General features: G+C 45.2%; 16 protein-coding genes. 6 read left to right on the forward strand and 10 right to left on the reverse strand.

All coding sequences use genetic code 11. The annotated features are described in order from the left end of the window. Positions 1–286 precede the first annotated feature (286 nt). From lpdA to FDP09_RS03345, 8 genes are all read right to left on the reverse strand, one after another. Positions 287–1,687 carry a dihydrolipoyl dehydrogenase gene (lpdA, locus tag FDP09_RS03310; RefSeq protein ID WP_137401290.1) on the reverse strand — a complete coding sequence of 467 codons (1,401 nt, stop codon included), beginning with the start codon at positions 1,685–1,687 and terminating at the stop codon, positions 287–289. Positions 1,688–1,742: 55 nt separating this feature from the next. Continuing rightward, a complete protein-coding gene (locus tag FDP09_RS03315; RefSeq protein ID WP_229683405.1) occupies positions 1,743–2,147 on the reverse strand; it encodes a four helix bundle protein in 405 nt (134 codons plus the stop codon). A 159-nt stretch (positions 2,148–2,306) separates the two neighbouring features. Beyond that, a complete protein-coding gene (gene odhB, locus FDP09_RS03320; protein WP_137401291.1) occupies positions 2,307–3,869 on the reverse strand; it encodes a 2-oxoglutarate dehydrogenase complex dihydrolipoyllysine-residue succinyltransferase in 1,563 nt (520 codons plus the stop codon). A 121-nt stretch (positions 3,870–3,990) separates the two neighbouring features. Beyond that, entirely contained in the window at positions 3,991–6,789 is a 2,799-nt protein-coding gene (locus FDP09_RS03325) for a 2-oxoglutarate dehydrogenase E1 component (protein WP_137401292.1), read from the reverse strand. Between the two features lie 249 nt (positions 6,790–7,038). Further along, entirely contained in the window at positions 7,039–7,857 is an 819-nt protein-coding gene (locus FDP09_RS03330) for an SDR family oxidoreductase (protein WP_229683404.1), read from the reverse strand. Positions 7,858–7,951: 94 nt separating this feature from the next. Further along, the gene (locus FDP09_RS03335; RefSeq protein WP_137401294.1) at positions 7,952–8,581 is read right to left on the reverse strand and encodes a sterol desaturase family protein; all 630 of its coding nucleotides are present in this window, start codon (positions 8,579–8,581) and stop codon (positions 7,952–7,954) included. 155 nt (positions 8,582–8,736) lie between these two features. Further along, positions 8,737–9,876, reverse strand: coding sequence for an N-acetyl-alpha-D-glucosaminyl L-malate synthase BshA (gene bshA / locus FDP09_RS03340; RefSeq protein WP_137401295.1), 1,140 nt, complete (start codon positions 9,874–9,876; stop codon positions 8,737–8,739). Positions 9,877–9,962: 86 nt separating this feature from the next. After that, the gene (locus FDP09_RS03345) at positions 9,963–12,938 is read right to left on the reverse strand and encodes a glycoside hydrolase family 3 N-terminal domain-containing protein (RefSeq protein WP_137401296.1); all 2,976 of its coding nucleotides are present in this window, start codon (positions 12,936–12,938) and stop codon (positions 9,963–9,965) included. A 185-nt stretch (positions 12,939–13,123) separates the two neighbouring features. On the opposite strand from FDP09_RS03345, the gene FDP09_RS03350 reads away from it, so the two are divergent. The 5 genes from FDP09_RS03350 to recQ all read left to right on the forward strand — a co-directional run bounded on the left by FDP09_RS03350 (position 13,124) and on the right by recQ (position 19,458). Then, positions 13,124–13,540 carry a hypothetical protein gene (locus FDP09_RS03350; protein ID WP_137401297.1) on the forward strand — a complete coding sequence of 139 codons (417 nt, stop codon included), beginning with the start codon at positions 13,124–13,126 and terminating at the stop codon, positions 13,538–13,540. Next, positions 13,533–15,407: a DNA mismatch repair endonuclease MutL gene (gene mutL, locus FDP09_RS03355; RefSeq protein WP_137401298.1), complete on the forward strand. Its 1,875-nt coding sequence runs from the start codon at positions 13,533–13,535 to the stop codon at positions 15,405–15,407. The genes FDP09_RS03350 and mutL overlap by 8 nt, the downstream gene beginning before the upstream one ends. Positions 15,408–15,410: 3 nt before the next feature. Further along, entirely contained in the window at positions 15,411–16,202 is a 792-nt protein-coding gene (locus FDP09_RS03360; RefSeq protein WP_137401299.1) for a rhomboid family intramembrane serine protease, read from the forward strand. Positions 16,203–16,204: 2 nt separating this feature from the next. Continuing rightward, the gene (locus FDP09_RS03365) at positions 16,205–17,125 is read left to right on the forward strand and encodes a rhomboid family protein (RefSeq protein WP_137401300.1); all 921 of its coding nucleotides are present in this window, start codon (positions 16,205–16,207) and stop codon (positions 17,123–17,125) included. Between the two features lie 206 nt (positions 17,126–17,331). Next, positions 17,332–19,458, forward strand: coding sequence for a DNA helicase RecQ (gene recQ, locus FDP09_RS03370; protein ID WP_137401301.1), 2,127 nt, complete (start codon positions 17,332–17,334; stop codon positions 19,456–19,458). Between the two features lie 609 nt (positions 19,459–20,067). On the opposite strand, the gene FDP09_RS03375 is transcribed toward recQ, so the two are convergent. Beyond that, positions 20,068–21,069, reverse strand: a complete 1,002-nt coding sequence (locus FDP09_RS03375; RefSeq protein ID WP_137401302.1) for an acyl-ACP desaturase — start codon at positions 21,067–21,069, stop codon at positions 20,068–20,070. A gap of 1,202 nt (positions 21,070–22,271) precedes the next feature. On the opposite strand from FDP09_RS03375, the gene FDP09_RS03380 reads away from it, so the two are divergent. Then, positions 22,272–22,553: a hypothetical protein gene (locus tag FDP09_RS03380; protein WP_137401303.1), complete on the forward strand. Its 282-nt coding sequence runs from the start codon at positions 22,272–22,274 to the stop codon at positions 22,551–22,553. 127 nt (positions 22,554–22,680) lie between these two features. Here the strand turns inward: FDP09_RS03380 and FDP09_RS03385 are convergent, their stop codons facing one another. After that, on the reverse strand, positions 22,681–24,126 hold the full coding sequence (locus FDP09_RS03385) for a SusD/RagB family nutrient-binding outer membrane lipoprotein (protein WP_137401304.1): 1,446 nt from the start codon (positions 24,124–24,126) through the stop codon (positions 22,681–22,683). Position 24,127 lies beyond the last annotated feature (1 nt).

Raw genomic sequence — 24,127 nt, forward strand, 5'->3', positions numbered from 1 at the left:
TAATCTACTGACAAGCAGATCGCTAGGTCGTTTGTACAAATATGAAGCTGAAAAGACACCATGCGACTAGATAAACGGCATATTTTAAAAAATGGTTCTAAAAAATATTTTTTTATAAATTTCAAAACAACAACCTATTTAAGGGGAAATCATCTAATAAACCACTCCAAAACATAGAAAGTTTTTCACTTCATAGACTAAAGAACAAAAAAGAGGCGACCTCATGTACGCCAATCAGCATCATGAGACCACCTCTTCTACATGTATTATGGCACCTTGTATGTTCCTAAACGTGCAACGCCCTATTTTCTGTTGCCGCCAAACATGCCTCTTTAAAGGCCTCCGTGTACGTAGGATGGGCGTGGGACATTCTTGCAATATCTTCCGCAGAAGCCCGGTATTCCATGGCCACTACGGCTTCAGCAATCATATCAGCAGTCCTCGGGCCTATCATGTGGACCCCGAGTATCTCATCGGTTTCTGCATCAGCCAACACTTTCACCAAACCATCCGTGTCCATGGATGCTCTGGCACGGCCAGAGGCCATAAACGGAAATTTACCCGTTTTGTATTTAACACCTTTCTCTTTTAACTCTTCTTCAGAATAGCCTACTGCCGCTACTTCTGGCCAAGTATAGACTACCCCCGGAATCAGGTTGTAATTGATATGTGGCTTTTGACCAGCCAGCTGCTCTACCACTAATACCCCTTCTTCTTCTGCCTTATGGGCCAACATCGCACCTTTGACCACATCTCCGATCGCATAGATATTATCAGCGGATGTTTTCAAATGCTCATCAACCTCTACTTGGCCCCGGTCATTTAACTTCACACCGGCAGCTTCAGGATTGAGCCCTTCGGTATAAGGCTTTCTACCAATGGACACCAAAACATAATCTCCTTTTACTTCTACTGATTCACCCTTGCTGTTCTCTGCCGTGACAGTCACTTGCTTTGCAGTGCTTTTGACAGCCGTCACCTTGTGTTTCAGGTAAAATTCAAAGCCCAACTTTTTGAGGGATTTTTGTAGTTCTTTGCCCATGGTTTTGTCCATGGAAGGGATCAAAGAATCCATAAACTCTACTACTGATACCTTGGCACCCATTCGTGCATAAACAGAGCCCAGTTCCATCCCGATCACTCCACCGCCAATCACGATCATGTGTTTAGGGACCTCTTTCATCTTAAGTGCCTCGGTAGAGGTGATGACACGCTTCTTATCGATCTCGATAAAAGGCAAGGAAGCTGGCTTGGATCCGGTAGCAATGATAATATTCTTACCGGTAATCTCCTCAGTCTTGTCATCATCCTTGGTCACTTTTACGGTATTTTTATCCACAAAAGAACCGACTCCCTGGTGGACATCGATTTTATTTTTTTTCATCAAGTACTGGATACCATCCACATTTTGCTTTACCACATCATCCTTGCGGGAAATCATTTGCTTCAGGTTTACCTTCAGGTCCTTAAGATCGATGCCGTGCGTTTCAAAGGTATGGGCAGCGTTGTGGTAGTGCTCCGAAGAGTCCAATAACGCCTTTGAGGGGATACAGCCTACATTCAGGCATGTACCTCCCAGTGTGGGATATTTCTCGATAATGGCGGTTTTCATGCCGAGTTGTGCCCCTCTGATGGCGGCCACATAGCCCCCCGGCCCGGATCCGATTACGATTAAGTCGTATGTCATGTTTGTTGGTTTTGAACAAAGTACGAGGTACAATGTACCAAGTACGAAGAATGTGTTATTTTTTTAAACTCCGCTTAAGTCCAAAGATCATATTATGAATGGCCTCTAAATCCTTTGACACTTTCATAAAATCACTTTCCTCTATATAATTTAGTTTATTGGAAATTACCAATTGCGTGTCCAACTCAAAGGCTGAGCCCAGTGCAATACCCAGAAACTGATCAAATTCCTTATCGGAATTTCTACCAGCTCCTTCTGCTATATTATTAGAAATGGAATATACCGCTCTATTCGTTTGGGAAGTAAGCGAGTATTTTTCAAAATCTGGATATAACCGCGTTCTTAGACTTACTTCTACAGCCAAGTCAACAGCTCTTTTGTACACCTCTAGGTCTTCATAGCGATGGCGCCCCATTGTACGTCCCTGATTAGTGTTGACCGGGTTAATATTAGTTTTCATTGTCAATTATTGTAATCGCTAGTCATTTACTAAGATCCTATTGTGTTTCTCTTTGCTCCAAAATAACCCCACCTAACCTCCCCGCCGTGGCGGGGAGGGATTGTCTCACATCTCAAGTCTCACTACTTAATACTCATTTCTACATACTATTTACCAAACCTACACCCCAAGCAGCAATCTAGCCGGGTCTTCCAGCAATTGCTTCAGTCTCACTAGGAAGCTGACGGATTCACGACCGTCGATGATCCTGTGGTCGTAGGAAAGGGCGATGTACATCATCGGAAGGATTTTCACCTCGCCATTTACCGCCATTGGTCGTTCTACAATATTGTGCATGCCAAGGATGGCAGACTGAGGCTGGTTAATGATCGGAGTGGACATCATCGAACCAAAAATACCGCCATTGGTAATGGTAAAGGTACCGCCGGTCATCTCTTCGATGGTCAACTTTCCGTCACGTGCCTTGGTAGCCAAACGAACCACTTCTTTCTCCACTTGGTCAAAAGACAGGGACTCTGCATTACGAATGACAGGAACCACCAATCCCTTAGGTGCCGAGACGGCAATGGAGACGTCACAGAAATCATGGTATATGATCTCATTACCATCTATTTGAGCATTTACAGCTGGCCATTCCTGAAGGGCTACACAAACGGCCTTGGTGAAGAACGACATAAACCCAAGGTTTACATTGTGCTTTTCCTTGAACATTTCCTTGTATTGTTTCCTTAGGTCCATGATCGGTTTCATGTTGACCTCATTGAAAGTGGTGAGCATGGCCGTTTCATTTTTGGCTGCCACCAATCGCTTGGAAATGGTTTTTCGGAGAGAAGACATTTTCTCTCGTTTCATATTTCGTTCTCCCGCCACTTTAGGTGCTTCAGGAGCCGTTTCTTTTTGTTCTGATTTAGAAGGCTTGGAAGCAGCAGGTTTAGGTGCTTGCTTCTGGGCTTTTTCAGCATCTTCTTTGGTGATCCTGCCGTCTTTGCCCGTGCCTTTTACCTCCTTGGCATCGATACCTTTTTCTGCCAGTATTTTGGCGGCGGCGGGGGAAGCATGGCCTTCTGCATAGCTGCCTGATCCACCAGATGGTTCAGAGGATGTTTTTGCTTCCTCTTCAGCGGAATCGTCTGCTTCAGGGGCATCGCCTTCCACCACTTCGATCTTACAGATCAGTCCACCTATCTCAAGGGTATCTCCTTCTTCTGCCACACGCTTCAAGATCCCTTGTGCTTCCGCAGGCAGCTCAAAGGTTGCTTTGTCGGAATCTACCTCTGCAATGATCTCATCCATTTCGACAAAGTCACCTTCTTCTTTTAACCAAGAAGCCAAGGTCACTTCGGTGATGGATTCGCCCACTGTGGGAACGACCATTTCCTTCACTTCACCTGTTTTGCCAGATTTATTTTCAGCAGTTTTTTTGGTTTCTTTACTGTCAGAAGATGTCTCTTTTTCTTCTTTTGCAGGGGCAGCGTCGCCTTCAGAAGCATTGGTGTCAATCTCGCAGATCACCGCCCCGATTTCAAGGGTCTCGCCGGCCTCTGCCTTTACACTCAGTACCCCGTCTGCTTCTGCAGTCAGTTCAAAAGTGGCCTTGTCAGATTCCAACTCGCAGATTACCTCGTCCATTTCGACATAATCTCCAGTATTTTTAAACCACTGACCAATAGTTACCTCAGTAATGGATTCGCCCACAGCGGGGACTTTGATTTCTAAACTCATGGCTTTTTATTTTTCCCCCAAACTCGCTGGTTTAAGGTTAATTTCTAATTATCGATTTAAAATAATAAAATTAAACCCAAAAGCGGCACCATGTTTTCTAAAAACACAGTGCCTTGGGGGATTATTTGATTCTTAAAGCTTGGTTGATAATGTGCGTTTGTTCTTCTTGGTGGACTTTGAAGTAGCCTGTCGCTGGTGACGCACTGGCCTTTCGCGCGATCACGTCCATTGGGAAGTCCCTGAACAGTGCCCGCATCATGTAGGTCCAGTAGCCCATGTTTTCTGGCTCCTCTTGCACCCAAACCACTTCCTTGTTCTTGCTGTAGGATTTCACCACCTCTACGATTTGTTTCTCAGGAAGTGGGTGAAGCTGCTCCACACGAACGATGGCGACATCCTTCACCTTTTCTTTTTCCCTGGCTTCGATTAGGTCATAATAGATCTTTCCAGAGCAAAGTACCACTCTCGTCACGTCTGTCTTCTTCACCGTGGTATCGTTCAGCACTTCCCTGAATCCTCCTTTGGTAAATTCATCGATCGGCGAGACCACCTTTGGATGTCTCAAAAGAGATTTAGGCGACATGACGATACAAGGCTTTCTGAATTCCCAAGCCAACTGTCTTCTCAGCAGGTGGAAGAAGTTGGAAGGCTCGGTAATATTGGCCACGACCATATTGTATTCAGCAGAAAGTTGCAGGAATCGCTCTGGACGGGCGTTGGAGTGCTCTGGCCCTTGGCCTTCATAGCCATGGGGCAACAGCATTACCAAACCGTTCATTTTTTGCCACTTGGACTCACCGGAACTGATAAACTGGTCGATCATGGTCTGTGCACCATTACCAAAGTCCCCAAACTGCGCTTCCCAAATGGTCAGTGCATTTGGATTGGCCATGGCATAACCGTACTCAAATCCAAGAACGGCATATTCTGACAGCAAGGAATTATAAATGTGGAATTGCCCTTTTATATCCTTCATCTCCTTAAGGGAATTGTAGGATTTATTGGTATTGGCATCATGAAGGACGGCATGACGATGGGAGAAAGTCCCCCTTCTACTATCCTGTCCGGTCAATCTTACCGTCTTGCCTTCCAGCAACAAAGAGCCATAAGCCAACAATTCGGCTGCCGCCCAGTTAAGCGACTTGGAGTTATAGAACATGTCCTTACGCTGCTTCATCTGTGCCTCGATCTGCTTGATCGGCTTGAAGCCTTTTGGCAATGAAGTAAGCGCCTCGGCCACCTTCTCAATGGAGTCTTCCGAAATGAAGGTGTCAGGCGACTTGTCAAAATCAGCCGGCTCGGACTTTCTCAACTCCTTCCAAGCTTGCTCAAATGGAGACGACTTATATGGCAATGGCTTTTCCTTCACCATATTCAACCTGTCCTGGAGCAATTGACGGAACTCTTTGTCCATCTGCTTGGCCAGTTTGGCATCTACATCACCTCTTTCCAGAAGTTCCTTATTATAGATCTCTCTTGGATTGGGATGCTTCGAAATCAGGTTGTAAAGATTAGGCTGCGTAAACTTCGGTTCATCAGACTCGTTATGGCCATGACGACGGTAACACACCATATCGATAAAGATATCCTGATTGTACCTTTGTCTGAAGTCGGCTGCCAAATTAGCGGCAAATACCACCGCCTCTGGGTCATCACCATTCACATGGATCACTGGTGCATCGATAATCTTGGCGACATCGGTACAGTAGATAGAGCTACGGGCATCGTCAAAGTCCGTGGTAAAACCTACTTGGTTATTGATCACAAAGTGGATGGTCCCTCCGGTATTATAGCCTTTGAGATTGGCCATCTGGGTCACTTCATAGACAATCCCTTGGCCAGCCACCGCTGCATCACCGTGGATCAATATGGGCACCACTTTATCCTTATTGCCTTCGTATTGATGGTCGATCTTGGCCCTTACGAAGCCTTCCACCACTGGATTTACCGCTTCAAGGTGAGAAGGGTTAGGCGCCAATTTCAAATTAATCTTTTTATCACTTGGCGTGGTGATCTCACTGGAGAAACCCATGTGGTATTTCACATCACCATCGCCCATGGTCAGGTCAGGTTTGGCTGTCCCTTCAAATTCCGAGAAAATCTGCTCATAGGTTTTGCCCATGACATTGGCCAGGACATTCAAGCGGCCACGGTGGGCCATGCCGATCATCACTTCTTCAGCACCCAAGTCTGCAGATTTATTGATCACTGCATCCAAAAATGGGATAGTACTCTCGCCACCTTCCAGCGAAAAGCGCTTTTGACCCAAGTATTTGGTGTGGAGAAAGTTTTCAAATACTACTGCTTCGTTCAGTTTATATAGAATCCGCTTTTTTTCTTCATCCGGCGGATCAAAAGCAAGGGCTTCCTTTTCTATTTTCTGCCTGAACCAATCCAGCATTTCCGGATCCCGGATGTAGAGGTACTCAAAACCCATTGTCCCTTCATAGATTTTCTTAAGGGATTCCATAATCTTGCTCAACTTGGCATCACCGATACCGATTTCGTTTCCAGCCTGGAACTCGGTATCCAGGTCTGCTTCGCTCAATCCGAAATCATCAAGGTCAATCAGCGCCTTTCTGTCTCTTCTTTCTCTTACGGGATTGGTCTTGGAGCGAAGGTGTGCTCTGGAGCGATAAGCGTGGATCAAGGCCCTCACTTTGATTTCCTTCGGCAATTGCTCCATGTCCATGATGGTACCCTTGGTGGCAAGTGCTCCGTTTTTGGCGGTTCCATTGCCTCCGCTGGAGCTTACCGCCCCTCCATCATCATCTTCTCCAAATTTGGTGATGGCAAAGTCAAATCCATCAAAAAATGTCTTCCAACTCGGCTCGATTGATTCTGGGTCTTTTTTGTAGTCCTCATATAGCTCATCGATATAGGCTACATGGGCATTGGAAATGTATGAATATTTGTCCATGATTTGTTTTGTTCGCTTTGCAAATATATATCATTATGCATTTTTTATAAAACCGCTTATTCGCATAACCAAATTATACTGATTTTCAGTTACTTAGTATTTTATACGAAGAATAATAATTGCAAAACACAGGTGTATTGTGAATTTAAATTTGGTTTTTGATCAATTTTAGAAGGAGGTTTGGAATTTGGCTTTTTAGGATTGCTCATTTTTTAGGCAAAACTTTCGATAATATAAAATTTATGCAAACTATTTAGGGCTATAGTAAAATTCAAGGGGATCTTCCACCCTAAACACAAAACCAGTTTCCCTGATTTTCCGGGAACTTACCACTTTATAATCTGGCAAGTCTTTAGTACGATAACTTTTGGGAGGCTCAAAGCCCATCTCTTGGGCGTTCCTTTCATAAACACTCCGCTTTTCCGGATGTAATGGACAAACTCCATTATAGGTTTCCTCCCAAAGCTCCTGATCGATCACATGAGCAATCAGCCTCACAGCATCTTCCTGATGGATATGATTCACTGGAATATCACCGGCGACATCCTCCTTTCCGGAAAAGTACTTGCCTGGCACCCTGTCCATTCCCAACAAACCTCCAAAGCGGATCACCGTCAGCTTGTAATCTTTTTCTGCCCATAATATTCTCTCTGCTTCGTAAACGGCCGAATGCACCGTATTGGTAGGACACAATTTTGTCGATTCGGTCACTTCTCCATTGGTATTAGGATAGACGGAGGTAGAACTGGTATAGATCACTTTGCCTATTCCTGCCTGCTGGATAAGTGTCTTGAGGTATTTTATTTGCTCGGGGTGGAAGGTTTCAGGCATCGACCGGCGCTTTGGCGGGATATTGACCACCATCAAGTCAGCCTCAAAAAGCCGGTTAAAGCCATTTCCAGAGGGGTGCGGATCAAGTCTAAACAGTACATTATCGATACCCTCTTCGGCTAATTTTCGATGCTTTTCCGGCGAAGTAGTGCTTCCCAAAATTTGATGCCCTTGCTGTGCCAAGAATCTTGCCAGTGGCAGTCCCAACCATCCAAGGCCTATTATGCTTATTTTCATGGTAAAGGTTTTGGGTAAATAACGCATCAGCAAAAGACATGTTTGCCATTTACCCATAAAAAAACCTTCTCTCCGAAGAAAGAAGGTCTTAAAATCATTTATCCTTTTTGGGCATGGTTCCTAAGATCACGTCCCAAAGCGGGGAGCTTACGCCAAATGCCACATCGGGATCCTTGTAATGGTGGATGGCATGATTTACCCACAAGATCTTCAACGCATTCTTAGGGGGCTGAAAAGCATGTACGATATAATGCACACCCAAATACAACGCATAGCCCATCAAAAACCCTGGAAGAAAATACAAGGCATATCCTCCCATCAGGAATGTAAACACAAAGTAAAAGATGCAGGCATACAGTCCGCTGATAAATGGCGGCATCGCCAAACGGTCCTTGTCCTTCGGGTAATCATGATGGACACCATGAACCGAATATTGCAACTTGTCCTTCATTGGTGTATCGGGCACCATGTGAAAGAAATACTTATGCATCAAATACTCCACTAGTGTAAATACCAACAAACCTATCATGGTCACCAATAGCCCTATTCCTATTGGAATTGTAGTGGTGGTAAGTCCGTAAAATAGAGAAACTCCACCTATCACAAGAAACATGACAATAGGAATACTAATATGTGTCCTAGACATTTTCTCCAGCACCGGATTCTGGAACATTTGTGCCGATCCATTATTATCCGGCCTCTCCAGTCTTCCAATTTTTTTCATCCTAACAGTATATTTTTTTTTGCAAACTCACTCAAGAGGTTGATCTGCAATTATTTATCCACAACTACAAGTAACACCTCAATAATTTCACCACAAATTTAACGGATTGAATCCAAAAGGAGTTATTCTTTTTGGGAAATAATGAGCAAAATCAGTTATTTTGACAGCGAAAGGGTTTTATCAATGGTTTTTTTATAAAATTCTTCGTACCGAGGCAGAATATTGGATACATCGAACTCCTTTGCCCTATCCAGCGCGCTTTTCTTAAAAGCAGGTAAATTTTCGTCTGACAGTATATGTAACGCTTTTTCGGTCATTCCCTCAATATCTCCCACCTTGCATGCAAACCCCGTCACTCCATCAATATTCAGTTCAGGAATCCCACCAGCATCAGAGGACAACACGGGCACCTCGCAGGCCATCGCCTCCAAAGCTGCCAGCCCAAAACTTTCTTTCTCAGACGGAATCAGGAACAGGTCTGCTACCGAAAGTACTTCTTCCACGGCATCCAGTTTACCTAAAAACCGCGTATCTTCGCAGGTGCCGAGTTCCCGACAGAGCCGTTCCATCTTGTCCCTTTCGGGGCCATCTCCTACCAATAGCAACTTGGCAGGAACTACTTTCCGCACTTCATAAAACACCCTGATGACATCCTCTACACGTTTTACCTTTCTAAAATTTGAAGTATGCACAAGCAACTTTTCGTTGTCAGGACAGATGGCTTTTTTGAAATGCTCCTTTCGTTGCTTTTTAAACCGGTCCAGATCGATAAAGTTCGGGATCACCTGAATACCGTTCTGGATATCAAAATGATCGTATGTCGCTTGTTTCAAATCCTCAGACACAGCGGTCACCCCATCGGATTGGTTGATGCTGAAAGTCACTACGGGCTCATAGCTGGGGTCTTTGCCTACCAATGTAATGTCGGTACCGTGAAGCGTCGTCACCACGGGAACCTCAATGCCCTGGGTTTTCAGTATCTGCTTGGCCATATAGGCCGCAGAGGCATGTGGAATGGCATAATGCACATGCAGTAGATCCAATTCTTCAAACTTCACTACATTGACCATTTTACTGGCCAAGGCCAACTCATAGGGTGCATGCTCAAATAACGGGTAGCTTTTGATATCTACTTCATGATAGAAAAGGTTTTCACTCAAAAAATCCAACCGGGTAGGCTGCTTATAGGTGATGAAATGAATTTCATGACCTTCCTTGGCAAGTGCCTTTCCGAGTTCTGTGGCTACTACACCACTCCCACCAAACGTAGGATAACAGACAATTCCGATTTTCATGTTTTCAGGGGTAAAAAACTATTTTTCTTAGAATTTAGAAGCTATAACCTTTCCCAGTTCATTTTTGTTCACCAGTAAGTATTTTTTTAGTCGCGTATTGCCTGATATATAATATTATGGATATCTGTGCGCACATTATCCCTCAGTAGTGAATTATTACTGGCATTTGGATAGACCCTATTGGAGAGGAAAACATAAATCAACTCCTCTTCAGGATCTGCCCACACAGCAGTACCCGTGAATCCCGTATGCCCAAAAGTACTCTTGGAAGCCAGCTTGCCTGCCGGGCCACCTTCACCTGGTTCTGGATCAGGCTTATCCCATCCCCAGCCCCTTCGGCTTTGATTGGACTGTCTCTTGGTAAACTCTTTAACGGTTTTTGCATCCAATAGGTTTATTCCACCATATTCGCCTTGCTGTAACATCATCTGCATCATCACTGCCAAATCATGGGCTGTCCCGAAGAGCCCTGCGTGACCTGCCACTCCACCATACATGGCAGCACCAGGATCGTGCACATAACCACGGACCAGCTCATGCCTGAACACCAAATCGTTTTCCGTAGGGGCGATCCTCTCGGCAGGAAGCTCCTCCAGTGGCTGATAGGTCAAGGTGTACAAGCCCAGAGGCTGGTAAAAGTTCTGCTCCAAAAACTCATCCATCGGCTGGTTTAGTACCCGTTCGACGACACGCTGCATAATGTACATGGTCAGGTCCGAATACTTGTAACCATACTTATCGCTGCCGTAAGGTTTTCTCCTTAATGGTGAATCTACCGTCCATTTCCAAACACTATCCGGTAAGGCGTCCATACCATACATGCCTTTGGCCACCTCGACGCTGTACCCACTTCCTTTTTCGGAATGGTAATAAACGGGATCCCACTTTCCAGAAGAAATCGTTTTGGTATAATGCGGTATCCAAGGCGCCAAACCTGCCTCATGGGCCATGATGTCCTTGAGTTTGAGGTCTGCCTTGTTGGTTCCTTTTAGCTCGGGCAGGTACTTCACCACGGGATCCTTCATATGGAGCAGTCCGCGACTTTCCAGAAACATCACCGTTTGGGTGGTGGCCATGACCTTGGTGATGGATGCAAGGTCATAGACCGTCTCAGGAGTTACCGTCTGTCCCTTCTCATAATCCAAATGACCATATCCTTTTTCGAAGACTACCTTGCCATTTTTGGCGACCAAAACACAGGCTCCTGGGGTAGATTTGCTGCGGATCGCCCGATTGACCACTTCATCGATGCCGTTGAGCGTACGGCTGTCCATGCCTTCACTCTCGGGAAGACTATAGCCCAGTCTGTCCCTGGTATCTATGGGCACCGAAATCCCCGCCGGCAGTGCGGAACTTACCGTAGCTGGCAAGGCCCCATCCACGCCCCTGGCTCCAAAGATCACTTGAGGGGCCAACTTCTCGGTATATTCATTTTCTTCATAGGCCACCAGTACATTGGGCATGTCATCGAGGTACTTGGCCGCATAGGCATTTCCGAACAGGACGGTGATGACATTGTATTTTTCACTGAGGTTTTTGATAAAGTACATGTCCTCTTCCTTGATACCAAAATTCCTCCTTGGGCTATTGCTCACATCTGTAATGCCCACCACGATGGTATTGTATTGGCGAAGATTTTGCTCCAGCGCACGGTAAGATTGGCTATTGCTATTTCGAGTGAGCCTATAATGTTTAAACTTCCCAAATTTATCGAGGTATTTCTGGAAGATATCCCCACCGCCGCCCAGTGTAATGGACGCCATCTTCAGCAAGTCTTGGTTACGAATGGGCAAGAAATTTCCCTTATTGGCCACCATGGTCATGGATCCAGCGTACAGCCGCTCCACCAAGGCAGAGGTCTCATAGGTGCTGAGCCGCTCCACAAGCTGATCGGTATTTACATGCTGGGGCTGGTCCAGCCCAACCCAATATTTAGCTTTGAGAATCTTCCTTACCCGCGCATCGATCTGGTCCTTGGATATCCGGCCATCAGCCACCGCCTGCAGGATCAGGCGCTTGGATTTGGGGACGTCTTCGGCATAAAGCAGCACGTCATTCCCTGCCAGTAGGGCGAGAAGATCCACTTCTCCCGGTGCATGCAAATCACTCACTCCTCTCATGTTCAGCGCATCTGTGAACACCAATCCTTCAAACCCCATGTCCTTCTTGAGCAAATCATTGACCACTGCAGGAGTCAGCGTGGTGGGCTTGCCGGAGGTGGTGCCCAAACTGGGGATGTGTAGGTGGGCTACCATCACGCTCATCAGGTTTTCCTTGATCAATTGGCGGTATGGATATAGGTCAACATCCTGTATCTGTTCCTTGGCATTATTGATTACCGGTGTGGTATAGTGGGAATCTGAATCAGTATCTCCATGGCCTGGAAAATGCTTGGCATTGGCCATAATACCATGGTCTTGGAGTCCTTTCATATAGGCAACAGCCTTTTTGGCCACCTTTTCCTTTTGCTCTCCAAATGCCCTATAACCGATAACGGGATTGTTGGGGTTGGAATTCACATCCACTACAGGCGCGAAGTTGATGTGCATTCCCAATTCCTTAAACTGACGGGCGATCTCAGTGCCCATATCATATATCAACTCATCATCTCTGATGGCGCCCAAGGTCATTTGCTTGGGAAATTGGATCACACTGTCCAGCCGCATGCTGACGCCCCATTCTGCATCCATGGCAATCATTAGCGGTGTTTTGGTGATCGATTGGTAATAATTGGTCAAATGGGCCTGCCGGACGGGGCCTCCCTGGAAGAATATCAGTCCGCCCAATTGCTCCTCGCGAATGAGCTTGGCTATTTTTTGTTTATGTGCTTCGCCCCGATTGCTATAGGCTGCCACCATAAACAGCTGCCCCAAGCGCTCCTCGAAAGTCAGGCTGTTAAAGACACTGTCCACCCATTTTTTCTGTGCCACATAATCACGCGACCGAAGTGGATCGCCCAGATGTTCACTACTTTTCTTTTCAAACCCAAATGATAGTTGAAAAAAGACCATCACCCCGATAAGCATCAAGACAAACGGCACCCGCCAAACTTTTTGATTCATCCGATTGTTTAATTTTTATTGCTTAAAATTTAAAATAACTTTGTATAGATTATGCTAGACAGTTTCTTGCAAGTAATCTCCAAATTTACGAATATTCAAGCTTTTCTCTACCATAAATAGTGACAAGCAAAACCAACGTTACCAATTTTAACGTTATGATAGTGTAAACGAATTCAATTATCAGCATGAAATTTCCATCCATATTCAGAACCGCCAGCCCCATGCGCTTTGACATCAAGCCAAGGCACTACGATCCTGTGAAGGAAGAGATCGAACAACGCACTGCAAGGATCAAGCATCAGCTGGAGGCCGATGGCGTGCTATCAAATGGAAAGAACCAAGATATTGAAGAAGCCTATCGAAGAGCGGAAGGTTCTTCGATAAGGGGAGCCTTTACGCAGGGAAGCCCCATTCGAAACAAGCCCTCCGATCTCTTCTCTAGTGCGGGGATGCTGCGAATGATTATCCTGCTGATATTAGTTGGAACGATCACGGGTTACCTTTACTGGGGAATAGATGCATTGTACACACTCCTATACATTGGAATCGGAATAGCCGTCGTGCTGTTCTTAATAAGATTGAAAGGCAAAGCAAATGAGTGATATTATCCAACTACTGCCGGATGCTATCGCTAACCAAATTGCCGCCGGCGAAGTAGTTCAACGCCCCTCATCAGCATTGAAAGAACTTTTGGAAAATGCTGTTGATGCGGGGGCTACAGATATTCAAGTATTGGTCAAAGAAGCGGGCAAAATGCTTATCCAGGTCATCGACAATGGCAAGGGCATGAGCATTACAGATGCCCGAATGTGCTTCGAACGGCATGCTACTTCCAAAATCAGGCGTTCGGAGGACCTGTTTGCCATTCGGACGTTTGGCTTCAGGGGAGAGGCCATGGCCTCCATCGCGGCAGTGGCGCAAGTAGAGCTCAAGACCAGAGCAAAAGGGGAAGAACTGGGCACATTGATCTGCATCGAAGGATCTGAGGTCAAAAAACAGGAACCCGTCGTTTGTCCTGAAGGCACCTCCATTGCCGTAAAAAACCTTTTCTTTAACGTCCCTGCTCGAAGGAATTTCCTCAAGTCCAATCCTGTGGAAATGAAGCATATTGTGGATGAGTTTCAGCGGGTGGCGCTGGCCAATCCTGAAGTGAACTTCAGCCTGGTGCATAATGACATGGAGCTTTTTAAGCTTAGTGCCGGCAAACTCAGCCAACGGATCGTAGGGATATTCGGAAAAAACTATCAGAGCCAGCTGGTTGCCTGTGAAGAAGAAACGCCACACGTCACCATCAAAGGCTATGTGGGCAAACCCGAAAATGCCAAAAAATCCCGCGGAGAGCAATACTTCTTTGTAAATAACCGCTATATCAAAAGCAATTACCTCAATCACGCCGTATCGAATGCCTTTGAAGGGCTCATGGCACCTGACCAGCATCCTTTTTACGTGCTGTTCCTAGCGATAGACCCTTCGCATATTGACATCAACGTCCATCCTACCAAGACCGAAATAAAGTTTGACGATGAACGCACCATCTACTCAGTGGTCAGGGCCGGCGTGAAGCAAGCCTTGGGCGCTCACAATGTCGTCCCGACGCTGGATTTTAGCCTGGATGTCAATTTTACCGAAAACTGGAAAAATGACCAAACCAGAAAAGACGAAGTAAGCCGGGAAAACAGTTATAAAACATACAGCAGCCCGACCATCAAAAAACAGGACACGACCGGTTGGGAGCGGTTGTTTGAAGGAGAAAAAAGCAGTGATATCAGAGAAACAGCCATAAATGAAGCCGGGGATGATTCCTCGGAATTGCTTACCTTTTCCAGTCGCGCCAACGAAGAGGAAGTAGAAAGTGCCATTGCTCCTGATCCGGTAAAGCCGGTTTTCCATGAAGGGGAGCGCAATGCCGGGGCAACCTTTCAGGTGGAGTTAAACTACATTGTGGCTCAGCTGGGCACAGGGCTGCTGCTAATTGACCAGCAAGCCAGCCATGAGCGTATCCTATACGAGCGCTACATCAAACAACTCAAAAACACCGGCGGTGCCTCGCAGCAATGCCTCTTTCCACAGAGCCTGAGCCTGAGCTTGGCCGATTATACCTTGGCAATGGACCTGCATGAAGAACTCAACAGCCTGGGTTTTGTCATAGAGGAATTTGGCAAAAACACCCTACTGATCAAAGGGGTCCCTGCTGATGTGCAAATCAATAATGAAAAGGCCCTGTTTGAAGGCTTATTGGAGCAATTCAAGCACTTTAAATCAGAATTGTCCCTGGACAATAAGGAAAACTTGGCTCGGTCTTTGGCTAAGAAATCATCGATCAAAAAGGGCATTAAGCTCAAAAGTCAAGAAATGGAAACTTTGGTCGGGCAGTTATTTGCCTGCCAAAATCCAAATTATGGGCTTTCGGGGAATAAAACCTTTGTAAAATTGGATTTAAGTAAAATACGCAGCTTTTTTGAAAAATAATATATGTTTAGATCATTAACCCCCGTCGTCAAAAACCTATTGCTGATCAATGTGGGCCTTTTTGTAGTCGCTGGCTTCCTCTTGCCTCAGCTGGAAGGCCTGTTTGCCCTGTACTATATCGAGAGCAAATATTTCATGCCATTTCAGTTTTTGACCTACATGTTTATGCATGCTGGGCTCTGGCATTTGATCAGCAATATGTTCGGACTGTTTATCTTTGGTCCATTGCTGGAGCAATTTCTTGGCCCCAAAAAACTACTTACCTTGTGGATGGTATGTGGCGTCGGAGCGGGTGTACTTTACTCTGGCTACACGGCCTTCCAGATGAATCAGCTGAACCAAAAAGTGGAGACCTTCTATAACAACCCCGATCCTGAAGTCTTCAATCAATTTGTTTCTGACAACAGCTACATGTTTAACAACAGTGTTTATGATTTCATCGACAAATTCAGTCGTGATCCTGGCAATAAGACCTATATCCAAAATGCCAAAACAATCATGAACAATATTCGGGAGCAAAAATCCAACATCCCCATGGTAGGTGCTTCCGGAGCACTATTTGGTGTTTTGGTGGCCTTTGGGATGCTATTTCCCAATACCCAGCTGTTTTTGCTCTTCCCACCTATGCCCATCAAGGCCAAGTACCTGGTACTGTTCTATGGGCTTTACACGGTTTATAATATTATCGTCAATAACCCCACAGACAATGTAGCGCACTTTGCACATTTTAGTGGTTTAATAATCGGCGCGATTTTGGTAACTTTCTGGAAAAAGGATAGAACTAGCTTTTATTGATCATGTACGGAGGATTCTGGTATTATTTAAAAAATGCATTCAACCACAAGGACAACAGCCTTTACAAACTAATGGCCATTAATATCCTTGTCTTTTTGGTCTTTTTGGTGATTAGGGTATTTCTCACCATTAGTGGAGAGGGCGCGCTTTACCAGCAGCTTTTAAGCTACTTCATGATGCCTGCCGATGTGGGCAGGATCATCACACAGCCTTGGTCCATATTTACCTATATGTTTATGCATGAAGGGATTTTCCATATCCTCTTCAATATGCTTTTCCTTTATTGGTTTGGGCTATTGGTTCAGGAATATTTGGGCAGCAGGAAACTAGCAAACCTTTACATCTTGGGAGGCCTTGCAGGTGCGGTGCTCTATGTCATCATGTATAATGTAGCTCCATTCTTCATCGAACAAAGAGATGCGGCACTCATGCTGGGCGCCAGTGCCGGGGTCTATGCCATCGTCGTAGGGGCTGCCACCCTTACTCCTGACACCACCTTCCACCTGATTTTACTCGGACCTGTGAAGATTAAATACATTGCCATTTTCTATGTAGTCATCGCATTCGCCAACAGTACCGGTGCCAATGCCGGTGGTGAATTGGCCCACTTGGGCGGTGCCGCGATAGGATATGTCTATATCAGCATGCTGCGAAAAGGCACCGACCTAGGTGCTCCTGTCCAAGCAGTGGGCAGATTTTTTGAAAGTGTCTTTGCTGGAAGACCTAATGTCAAGGTGACCTACCGGAAGAAAAATCCTCCCTATAAAAGTGAACCGCTTCGTGAAAATGAATCCAAAGCCACTAAAAAAGACGGCACGACTCAAGAAGAAATCGATAAAATCTTAGACAAAATTGCCGACAAGGGCTACGACAGCCTAAGCAAAGAAGAAAAACGAAAGCTGTTTGAATACAGCAATAAGTAGGGAAATGAAAGTTTCATGACCCAAGTACCAGAAACTGGAGGACTTGATACACTATCCTCTATAAGAAGTTGTCGATAGCGCCTCGCGTCCGAGCAGGTAAATCATCCATATTTTTAGTACTTGATGCATTAGTTAGGCCTCCAAAAAATTTACTCCACCTAAAAAGTTGATTAACTTTAAGGTTTGTTGAATGATGACCGGAGCAAATGATTACCCCAAGAGAAGTACTGAAGAATTTTTATGGATACGATAGCTTCCGCGGCCAGCAGGAGGCCATTATCGAGAGCATTTTAAAGAAGCAGGACACGATCGTCCTTATGCCCACCGGTGGTGGAAAATCCGTTTGTTACCAAATCCCAGCCATGGTCAATGAAGGCCTTACACTGGTCATTTCCCCATTGATCGCCTTGATGAAAGACCAAGTGGATGCCCTGAATGGCATGGGTATCCCAGCGGCCTATCTCAATTCTTCCCAAAGCGCCAGTGAACAACGTTTTGTCTCCGAAGAAATCAAGTCAGGTAAACTAAAACTTCTATACGTAGCGCCCGAGAGGTTATTTGGTGGAGCTTTTCCACTGACCGAAACCCTCAAGACAAGCCCACTTTCTCTCGTGGCCATTGATGAAGCACACTGTGTATCCCAATGGGGGCATGATTTCAGACCTGACTACCTGATGATCGGTCGGCTGAGAAAAGCACTTCCTGCCGTTCCCTTCGCCGCACTCACTGCCACCGCAGATGAGCAGACCCGGGCTGATATTGCGGATAAGCTGGGGCTGAAAACACCAAAATGGTTTATCTCAAGTTTTGACAGACCCAATATCACCTATCGCATTGTACCCAAAAGGAACTCGACTGATAAGCTCTTGGAGTTTTTGGAATATCATCAAAAAAATGCCGGCATCATTTACTGCCTGTCCAGAAAAAATGTCGAAGATTTGGCCGATCGGCTTCAAGCTGCTGGATTGTCCGCCCTCCCTTATCATGCAGGTCTAGACAAACAAACCCGTGCCTCCCATCAGGAAAAGTTTATCAAGGATGAGGTGAAGATCATGGTCGCCACCATCGCTTTCGGCATGGGAATCGACAAGTCCAATGTGCGTTTTGTGGTCCACATGAACATGCCACAAAACGTAGAAGGCTACTATCAGGAAACAGGCCGTGCCGGCCGTGACGGACTGCCCAGCGACGCCCTGCTTTTTTACAGCTATGCAGATGTCATGACCCTCCAGCGCATGATCGATACCCCTGACAATCCCGAATATTCGGAAGTCATGCTGGCCAAGCTGGACAAAATGAAAAACTTCTGCCAGTCCAGTACTTGTAGGAGAAAATACCTTCTTGCCTATTTTGGTGAAGAAGAACAAAAAGACTGTGGCAACTGCGACCGCTGCCTGAGCAAAGGCAACAAGCAGGACATGACCATGCCTGCACAGATGCTACTGTCCACCATCGTAAGGCTCAAGGAAGGTTACGGTCTTGGCTATTGCATTCTCGTGCTGCGAGGATCTAAATCCGCAAAAGTCCAAGAAGAACATCGATCGCTATCGGTCTATGGTGTAGGAAAGGATAAATCAGAAGATTTCTGGAAAAAACTGGGCCACCACCTTCAGCAGGAAGGCTACCTGGCAGAGGCAGGCTCCCAATTCCCTACTTTAAAGCTTACCACCACTGCTTGGGAAAAGCTGAAAAAGCGGGAGAAATTCCTTCTCAGTATGGAAGACGACGCACTGGGGCATCAGCAGAACAGCATTGCTTACGAAGAAGCACTTTTTGAAGAACTAAAGCGCATTCGCTTTGGGCTGGCCCAGAAGGAAAACGTACCGCCTTACGTGATTTTTGCAGACAATACGCTCCTAGAGATGGCCACCTATTTGCCGCAAGACCATGAGGGATTCCTGCAGATGTCAGGGGTGGGCCAACTAAAAGCCGAGAATTACGAAAACCACTTTATTCCGGTGATCAAGGCCTACACCGCCGAAAACAGCCTCAAGCCCAAGAAAAAACTTTCGGCAAGCAAAACATCCAAAACCAACAGTACCGGAATTTCCAAGACGGAGCTCGTCACCCTCCAACATCTTAAAGATGGCCTGGACCTTTTTGAAATTGCCAAAGAACGAGAGATGAGCCTTACGACTATCGAGGGACACATTGCCAAGTTGGTAAAGCTGAAAAAACTGGATGCTGAGAAATTTTTGTCAAAGGACGACTTGCTAAACATCCGCTTATTCTACAGAAGGCAAGAAGGACGGTTTTTAAAACCAATAAAAGAGCACTTCGGTGATCGCTATTCATACTTCCAGATAAAAGTCGCCATAGCTGAAGAGCAGTAAGTACCAATGATGCGCCTTGAACATCACTCGTTCTAAATGGATCAAGCCGAAATGTTAGGGAGACGGAAGAGACAAGGCACAAAACATCCTGTAGTGTTTCTATTTATCCATGGGGTTCCCATTAAGAGAACTAGAAATCCTAAACTTTTGAGTTTGGTCATAAGAGTAAAACTGAAAAAATGGGCGAGAATTTTGCGTCGATTGAAAGGAAGTCGAGCAAATCACAAAAAAATTATTTGAAAGGGTGTTAGCCCTATTTACTGCCAAAGAGCGCGCCAAAAAACCCGCAACAAACTACTGCACAACAATTTACATACATAAACGCGTATTTCTTATCAACGTCTCTAAACAATAAACAAAGGACATAAAAACCAAAAAATACCCCAAACTGGGTATTTTTTGGGAAATCAATAAGGCCTACCTTTGGAGTAGGGTGATTAAGCAACTTTTTCCACTTTGTTTTAAGTGAATAACAAAATATCAAGAGGCCATTTTAATTCTTATTTTTTACGGCCTCTTATTTATTTCTTCGATAAAGGACACAAAAAAAGCCGGCAAATTGCCGGCCATATATAAGCTTCTCTAAGTTCTTTTTACCTTAATTTAAGGCTACTTTAGCCAAGCAAGGCTGATTTCATCTGGGGTTTTCATCCTGTCCGCAAGCCGCATATAACGATCTGCCAATCCAGAGAGGTATTCCTGTGCTTTTGCAGCTTGTCCTTCCAAGCCCGTCAAGGTTTCGATCTTCCATAGTTTTACCAAGTGATCAATTATTCTCGCGTAGTCCCATCCCGTATATACACCGATTTTTTGTGTAATAGCCGAGAATTGATCAAAAAGTGTGGGATTATTCCCTCCTTTGCCCATCAATACCGCAGGCATAACGATCTGCTTTCTCATCATTTTTTCAAATGCCAGCACTGCTCCATTGGGATCAATTTCAAAAATCCGGGACATGAAGGACTTGTATGCCTTTTCATGCCGGGCTTCATCTCCCGCAATGGTCTTACAGATTCTCGCCAAGGAATCATCTCCTGCCTTATCCGCCAATTTTCCAGTATTAACATGGCTCACTTTGGTGGCCCGTTCTTGGAAAGACGTATAGATAATGGCCTGGAAAGGATCCTTTTCAGATTTGGGATCAAAGCCATTGTATATCAGCCTATGGATAGTCTGCTCTACCTTTTTCATATCAGCCCTGCCAGATAGGTATAGGTATTTGTTCAACAGGTCACCATGGCGGTTTTCTTCTGCCGTCCAGGCTTTTGACCATCTTACCCAGCCCCGCTCACTCAACAGGCTACCTTCAGGGTTAATGCCTTCCAGTAGGTTAAAATAAGTCTGGTAACTTGGCAGTGCTTCCTCGGTAATCATATTCCCAATAAGGGAAGTAATAATGGTATCAGGGATGCCAGCAGCACGCTCCTGAAGTTTCCTCACCTCATCGAGGGCATCCGGAAGCGTCATATCCGGCAGGAAATCTGTCGGTTGCCAGCACTCGTCAGGGTTTACCAATACAGTATCCACAGTTTCTCCCACCAACTCATCCAGCTGGTTGATCACCTCTAGATTCTTCTCCAATTCGTAATTAATGGTTTCCGTACCTTTCATACTAATTTTCTTCTATTTGGGCGTTTGAAGAGATTGACCTGGTTCCTCGACGCATATTCATTTACATTCACCACATACAGGCCAGTTAATATTAAGCGTGGTATTAATGAAAACGATTTTAAGGTTAAGATGTTTTCTTAAACGTCACAAGTTAGCTATTTAATAACAAGACGCATAAAAAAGAGAAAAAATTCTATTCGATGATGCCCCAAACCATCTTACTTAGTGCATTAAACCCGCATTATGCACTAGCCTATCTATTGCGACCTGATCCGCCGCGGCGGACAAAATCAGTTGCTTCGCTGCTGTTTTCGATTTCACCATCCGCCGCGGCGGATGATTCAATCTCCAAACAACCTGATTTTCTTGTAGTTTCAGCTCTCATAACGATTCCTAATGCATAAAGCGGGCAATGCCGTTTAGTTAGTGTGTATCCAGGGCAAACGCATTTGGTGTTAATTTCGTGTAGGGCGGCTATCATCCGTGCCGCTGGCACTCCTTCTGGAGGCTGATGAGTGCTTAACGTCCTGCGGATGAATCCGCAGGTTACTAAATTCATCGTGCCGCTGGCACTTTACCGCAATTTGTACATTAGGAACAGCAGATATATTCAAACTGGGATACTTTTTTAAATGCGTTCGCCCTGAGTGTGTATCTGGAAATATTGGTTTAATTACTTTTCTTGTTAAATTCCAAGATGGTTTTGATCTCTTTACCTTTGTTACTTTTTTGCTTCAGGACACACAAAGTAACCAAAAAACCCTGCCGCTACGCCACGGCGCACAGGTGTGCAGGTATTGGCCTAAAATTAAAACCTTCCCTCATGCAGGCAAACTCCTCCTGTCTAAAGCCAAGCAGGCCTATCTAAAGGCAGGTAAACCTTCTTTAGCTGCAACATTCTTTTTGGGCAGCATTTCGTCAAACAAGCCTGCCTTTTTGCCAACCGCTTTTTAATTTCTTAACGCCCAATACCTGCAAGGCGGATTCAGTTAATAACCTGAGCTCTACTTAATTTTAGTATAAAAAGCGTCATAGCGAACCCTTTTAAGGAGGATGTGGGTTGGAAAAGGGTGTGGCAATCCTGAAACTGCTACGGCTTCCACCCCTCATATCTCCCTCTAAGCCTCGCAGTGACGATTTTAAAATCGAACTGAGGTTAATAAGTCCCAAAAAGGTATCGCTTCCTTCTTACGGCCCTTGGTATGCCTGTTTTCCAGCCGATGGTAGAGGCCGTTAAGAAAGGGAGTTGGCTCGCGTCGTGGAACAGCGAGACCCACTCACTTTTAGGTCGTAGCCATCGGGTGGAAATTAAAATGGGTGACGGATCCACGTCGCAGGGTAAATCCATGTCCCATTTTAAAGGGCAGACCACCGGCCTAGATTTTTTTCTTTCTTTTTTCATCAATGGAAAAAAGGAAAAGGATAAAATCCACCAGGATGATCAGGTTTCCCCAGCCAAAGTCAATCAAAAAAAGGACTTTTAGGTATATGAAAAGAAGGAAATCCCCTTAACTAAACGAAATTGATAATCCGGGTTAAAAAGTCGGCTAAAAAAAATGCTACCCGTAAATCCACAGGTAGCACTTTCCAAATCTAAAGTATATAAAGGTATTAATTCACGTCCCAGAAAAGGCTAACAGAAACTTCGTCACCGCCCATAGCAGAAACTGCTTCGTTATAGCTTGTTTCATTTACGTTTTGCTCGCTAATTGGATACAGGTACCTCAATGGAATATCCTCATAATCCATATCGTAGGGGATGTTCAGTATAGGATAATCAAGCCTTCTCCATTCTGTCCAAGCGTCATAGCCTCTGTTATATAAGGCGATGTATTTTTGCATACCAATTTTTTGCAAATAATCGCCTTCGGCAGTCGCATAAGCCACAGATGGCTGGGCCAAGTAGGCATCTACAGCAGCATCGGCAATAGGGTCACCGCCAACAATCTCATTCACACCAGACCAATACTCGAAGGAAGCTCTAATGGCATTCTCGTAATGTTCTGCTGCACTTCCTGACAAAAAGCCTCTTTCAACAGCCTCTGCTCGTAGGAACTCCACTTCACTGTAATCAAGAATTACGTGGGTAAAGTCTGGCTCAGTTTGGTTAGGATTGATATGGGAAAAATCCGCATAAACGTTGAAGTTTCCGTACTCACCACCTACATAAGCTCCTTCATGCTCGGTATAGAAAAGACCGATACGGGGATCATTAAGGTCATTCATAAAGTCGACCATGGTGTTGGAAGCGACATAGTCATTTCTACCACTTTGCACCAAATCCGACCAAACCGGATCTGTATTTGGAGGAGTTCCCAAAAATTGGAAAGTAGCATCCAGCTCAGCCGAAGCAAAAGCATTTGGAGAAGCTTCGGCGACAGTAGCTTCTGCAGTAGCAGGATCCACATCGGCCAACAACATGCCCATTCTAAATTTCAAGGAATTGGCAAAGGCAAACCATCCATCCATATCACCTCCATAGATAAGATCACCAGATGCTTGGGCACCAAACCCAGCATCCACATCCATATCTGCAATGGCAGCATCCAATCTGGCCAATAGATCCATATAGATCGTGGTCTGATCATCATATTTCGGGAAAGAATTTTCGAAATCCAATGCCTCAGAATAAGGAATATTGCCAAAAGAAGTCACCAATGTGTACCAAGCATATACTTTAAGCACCTCACCAGCAGCAATTTGATTTACCCTAACGGCTTCGCTCAGGTAGCTTTCATCTTCTTGGGCAAGTCTTGTAAACTCGTCCAAGTCAATGAGCACGTCTCTATAAAAAGACCTCCACCACCAAGCAGGTGTTCCTCCATTGTAGAAGTCATACCTACTTTGGTCGATGTATTGTACTTCAGACCATTGCTGAGATAACAACCTATTGATCTGTGGTTCAGCATGGAATTCGGCCATTTCTTTCTGCGCATTGGAGAAAAGGGTAATTGCCGGCACTTCCGCTGCATCCTTCGTAATTTCATTCTTATCGGTTAGCCCATCACATGAAGCAAAAACAACTGCTCCAAGGAGGATATATATTATCTTTTTCATA

The sequence above is a fragment of the Echinicola rosea genome (assembly GCF_005281475.1).
Classification (GTDB): Bacteria; Bacteroidota; Bacteroidia; order Cytophagales; family Cyclobacteriaceae; genus Echinicola; species Echinicola rosea.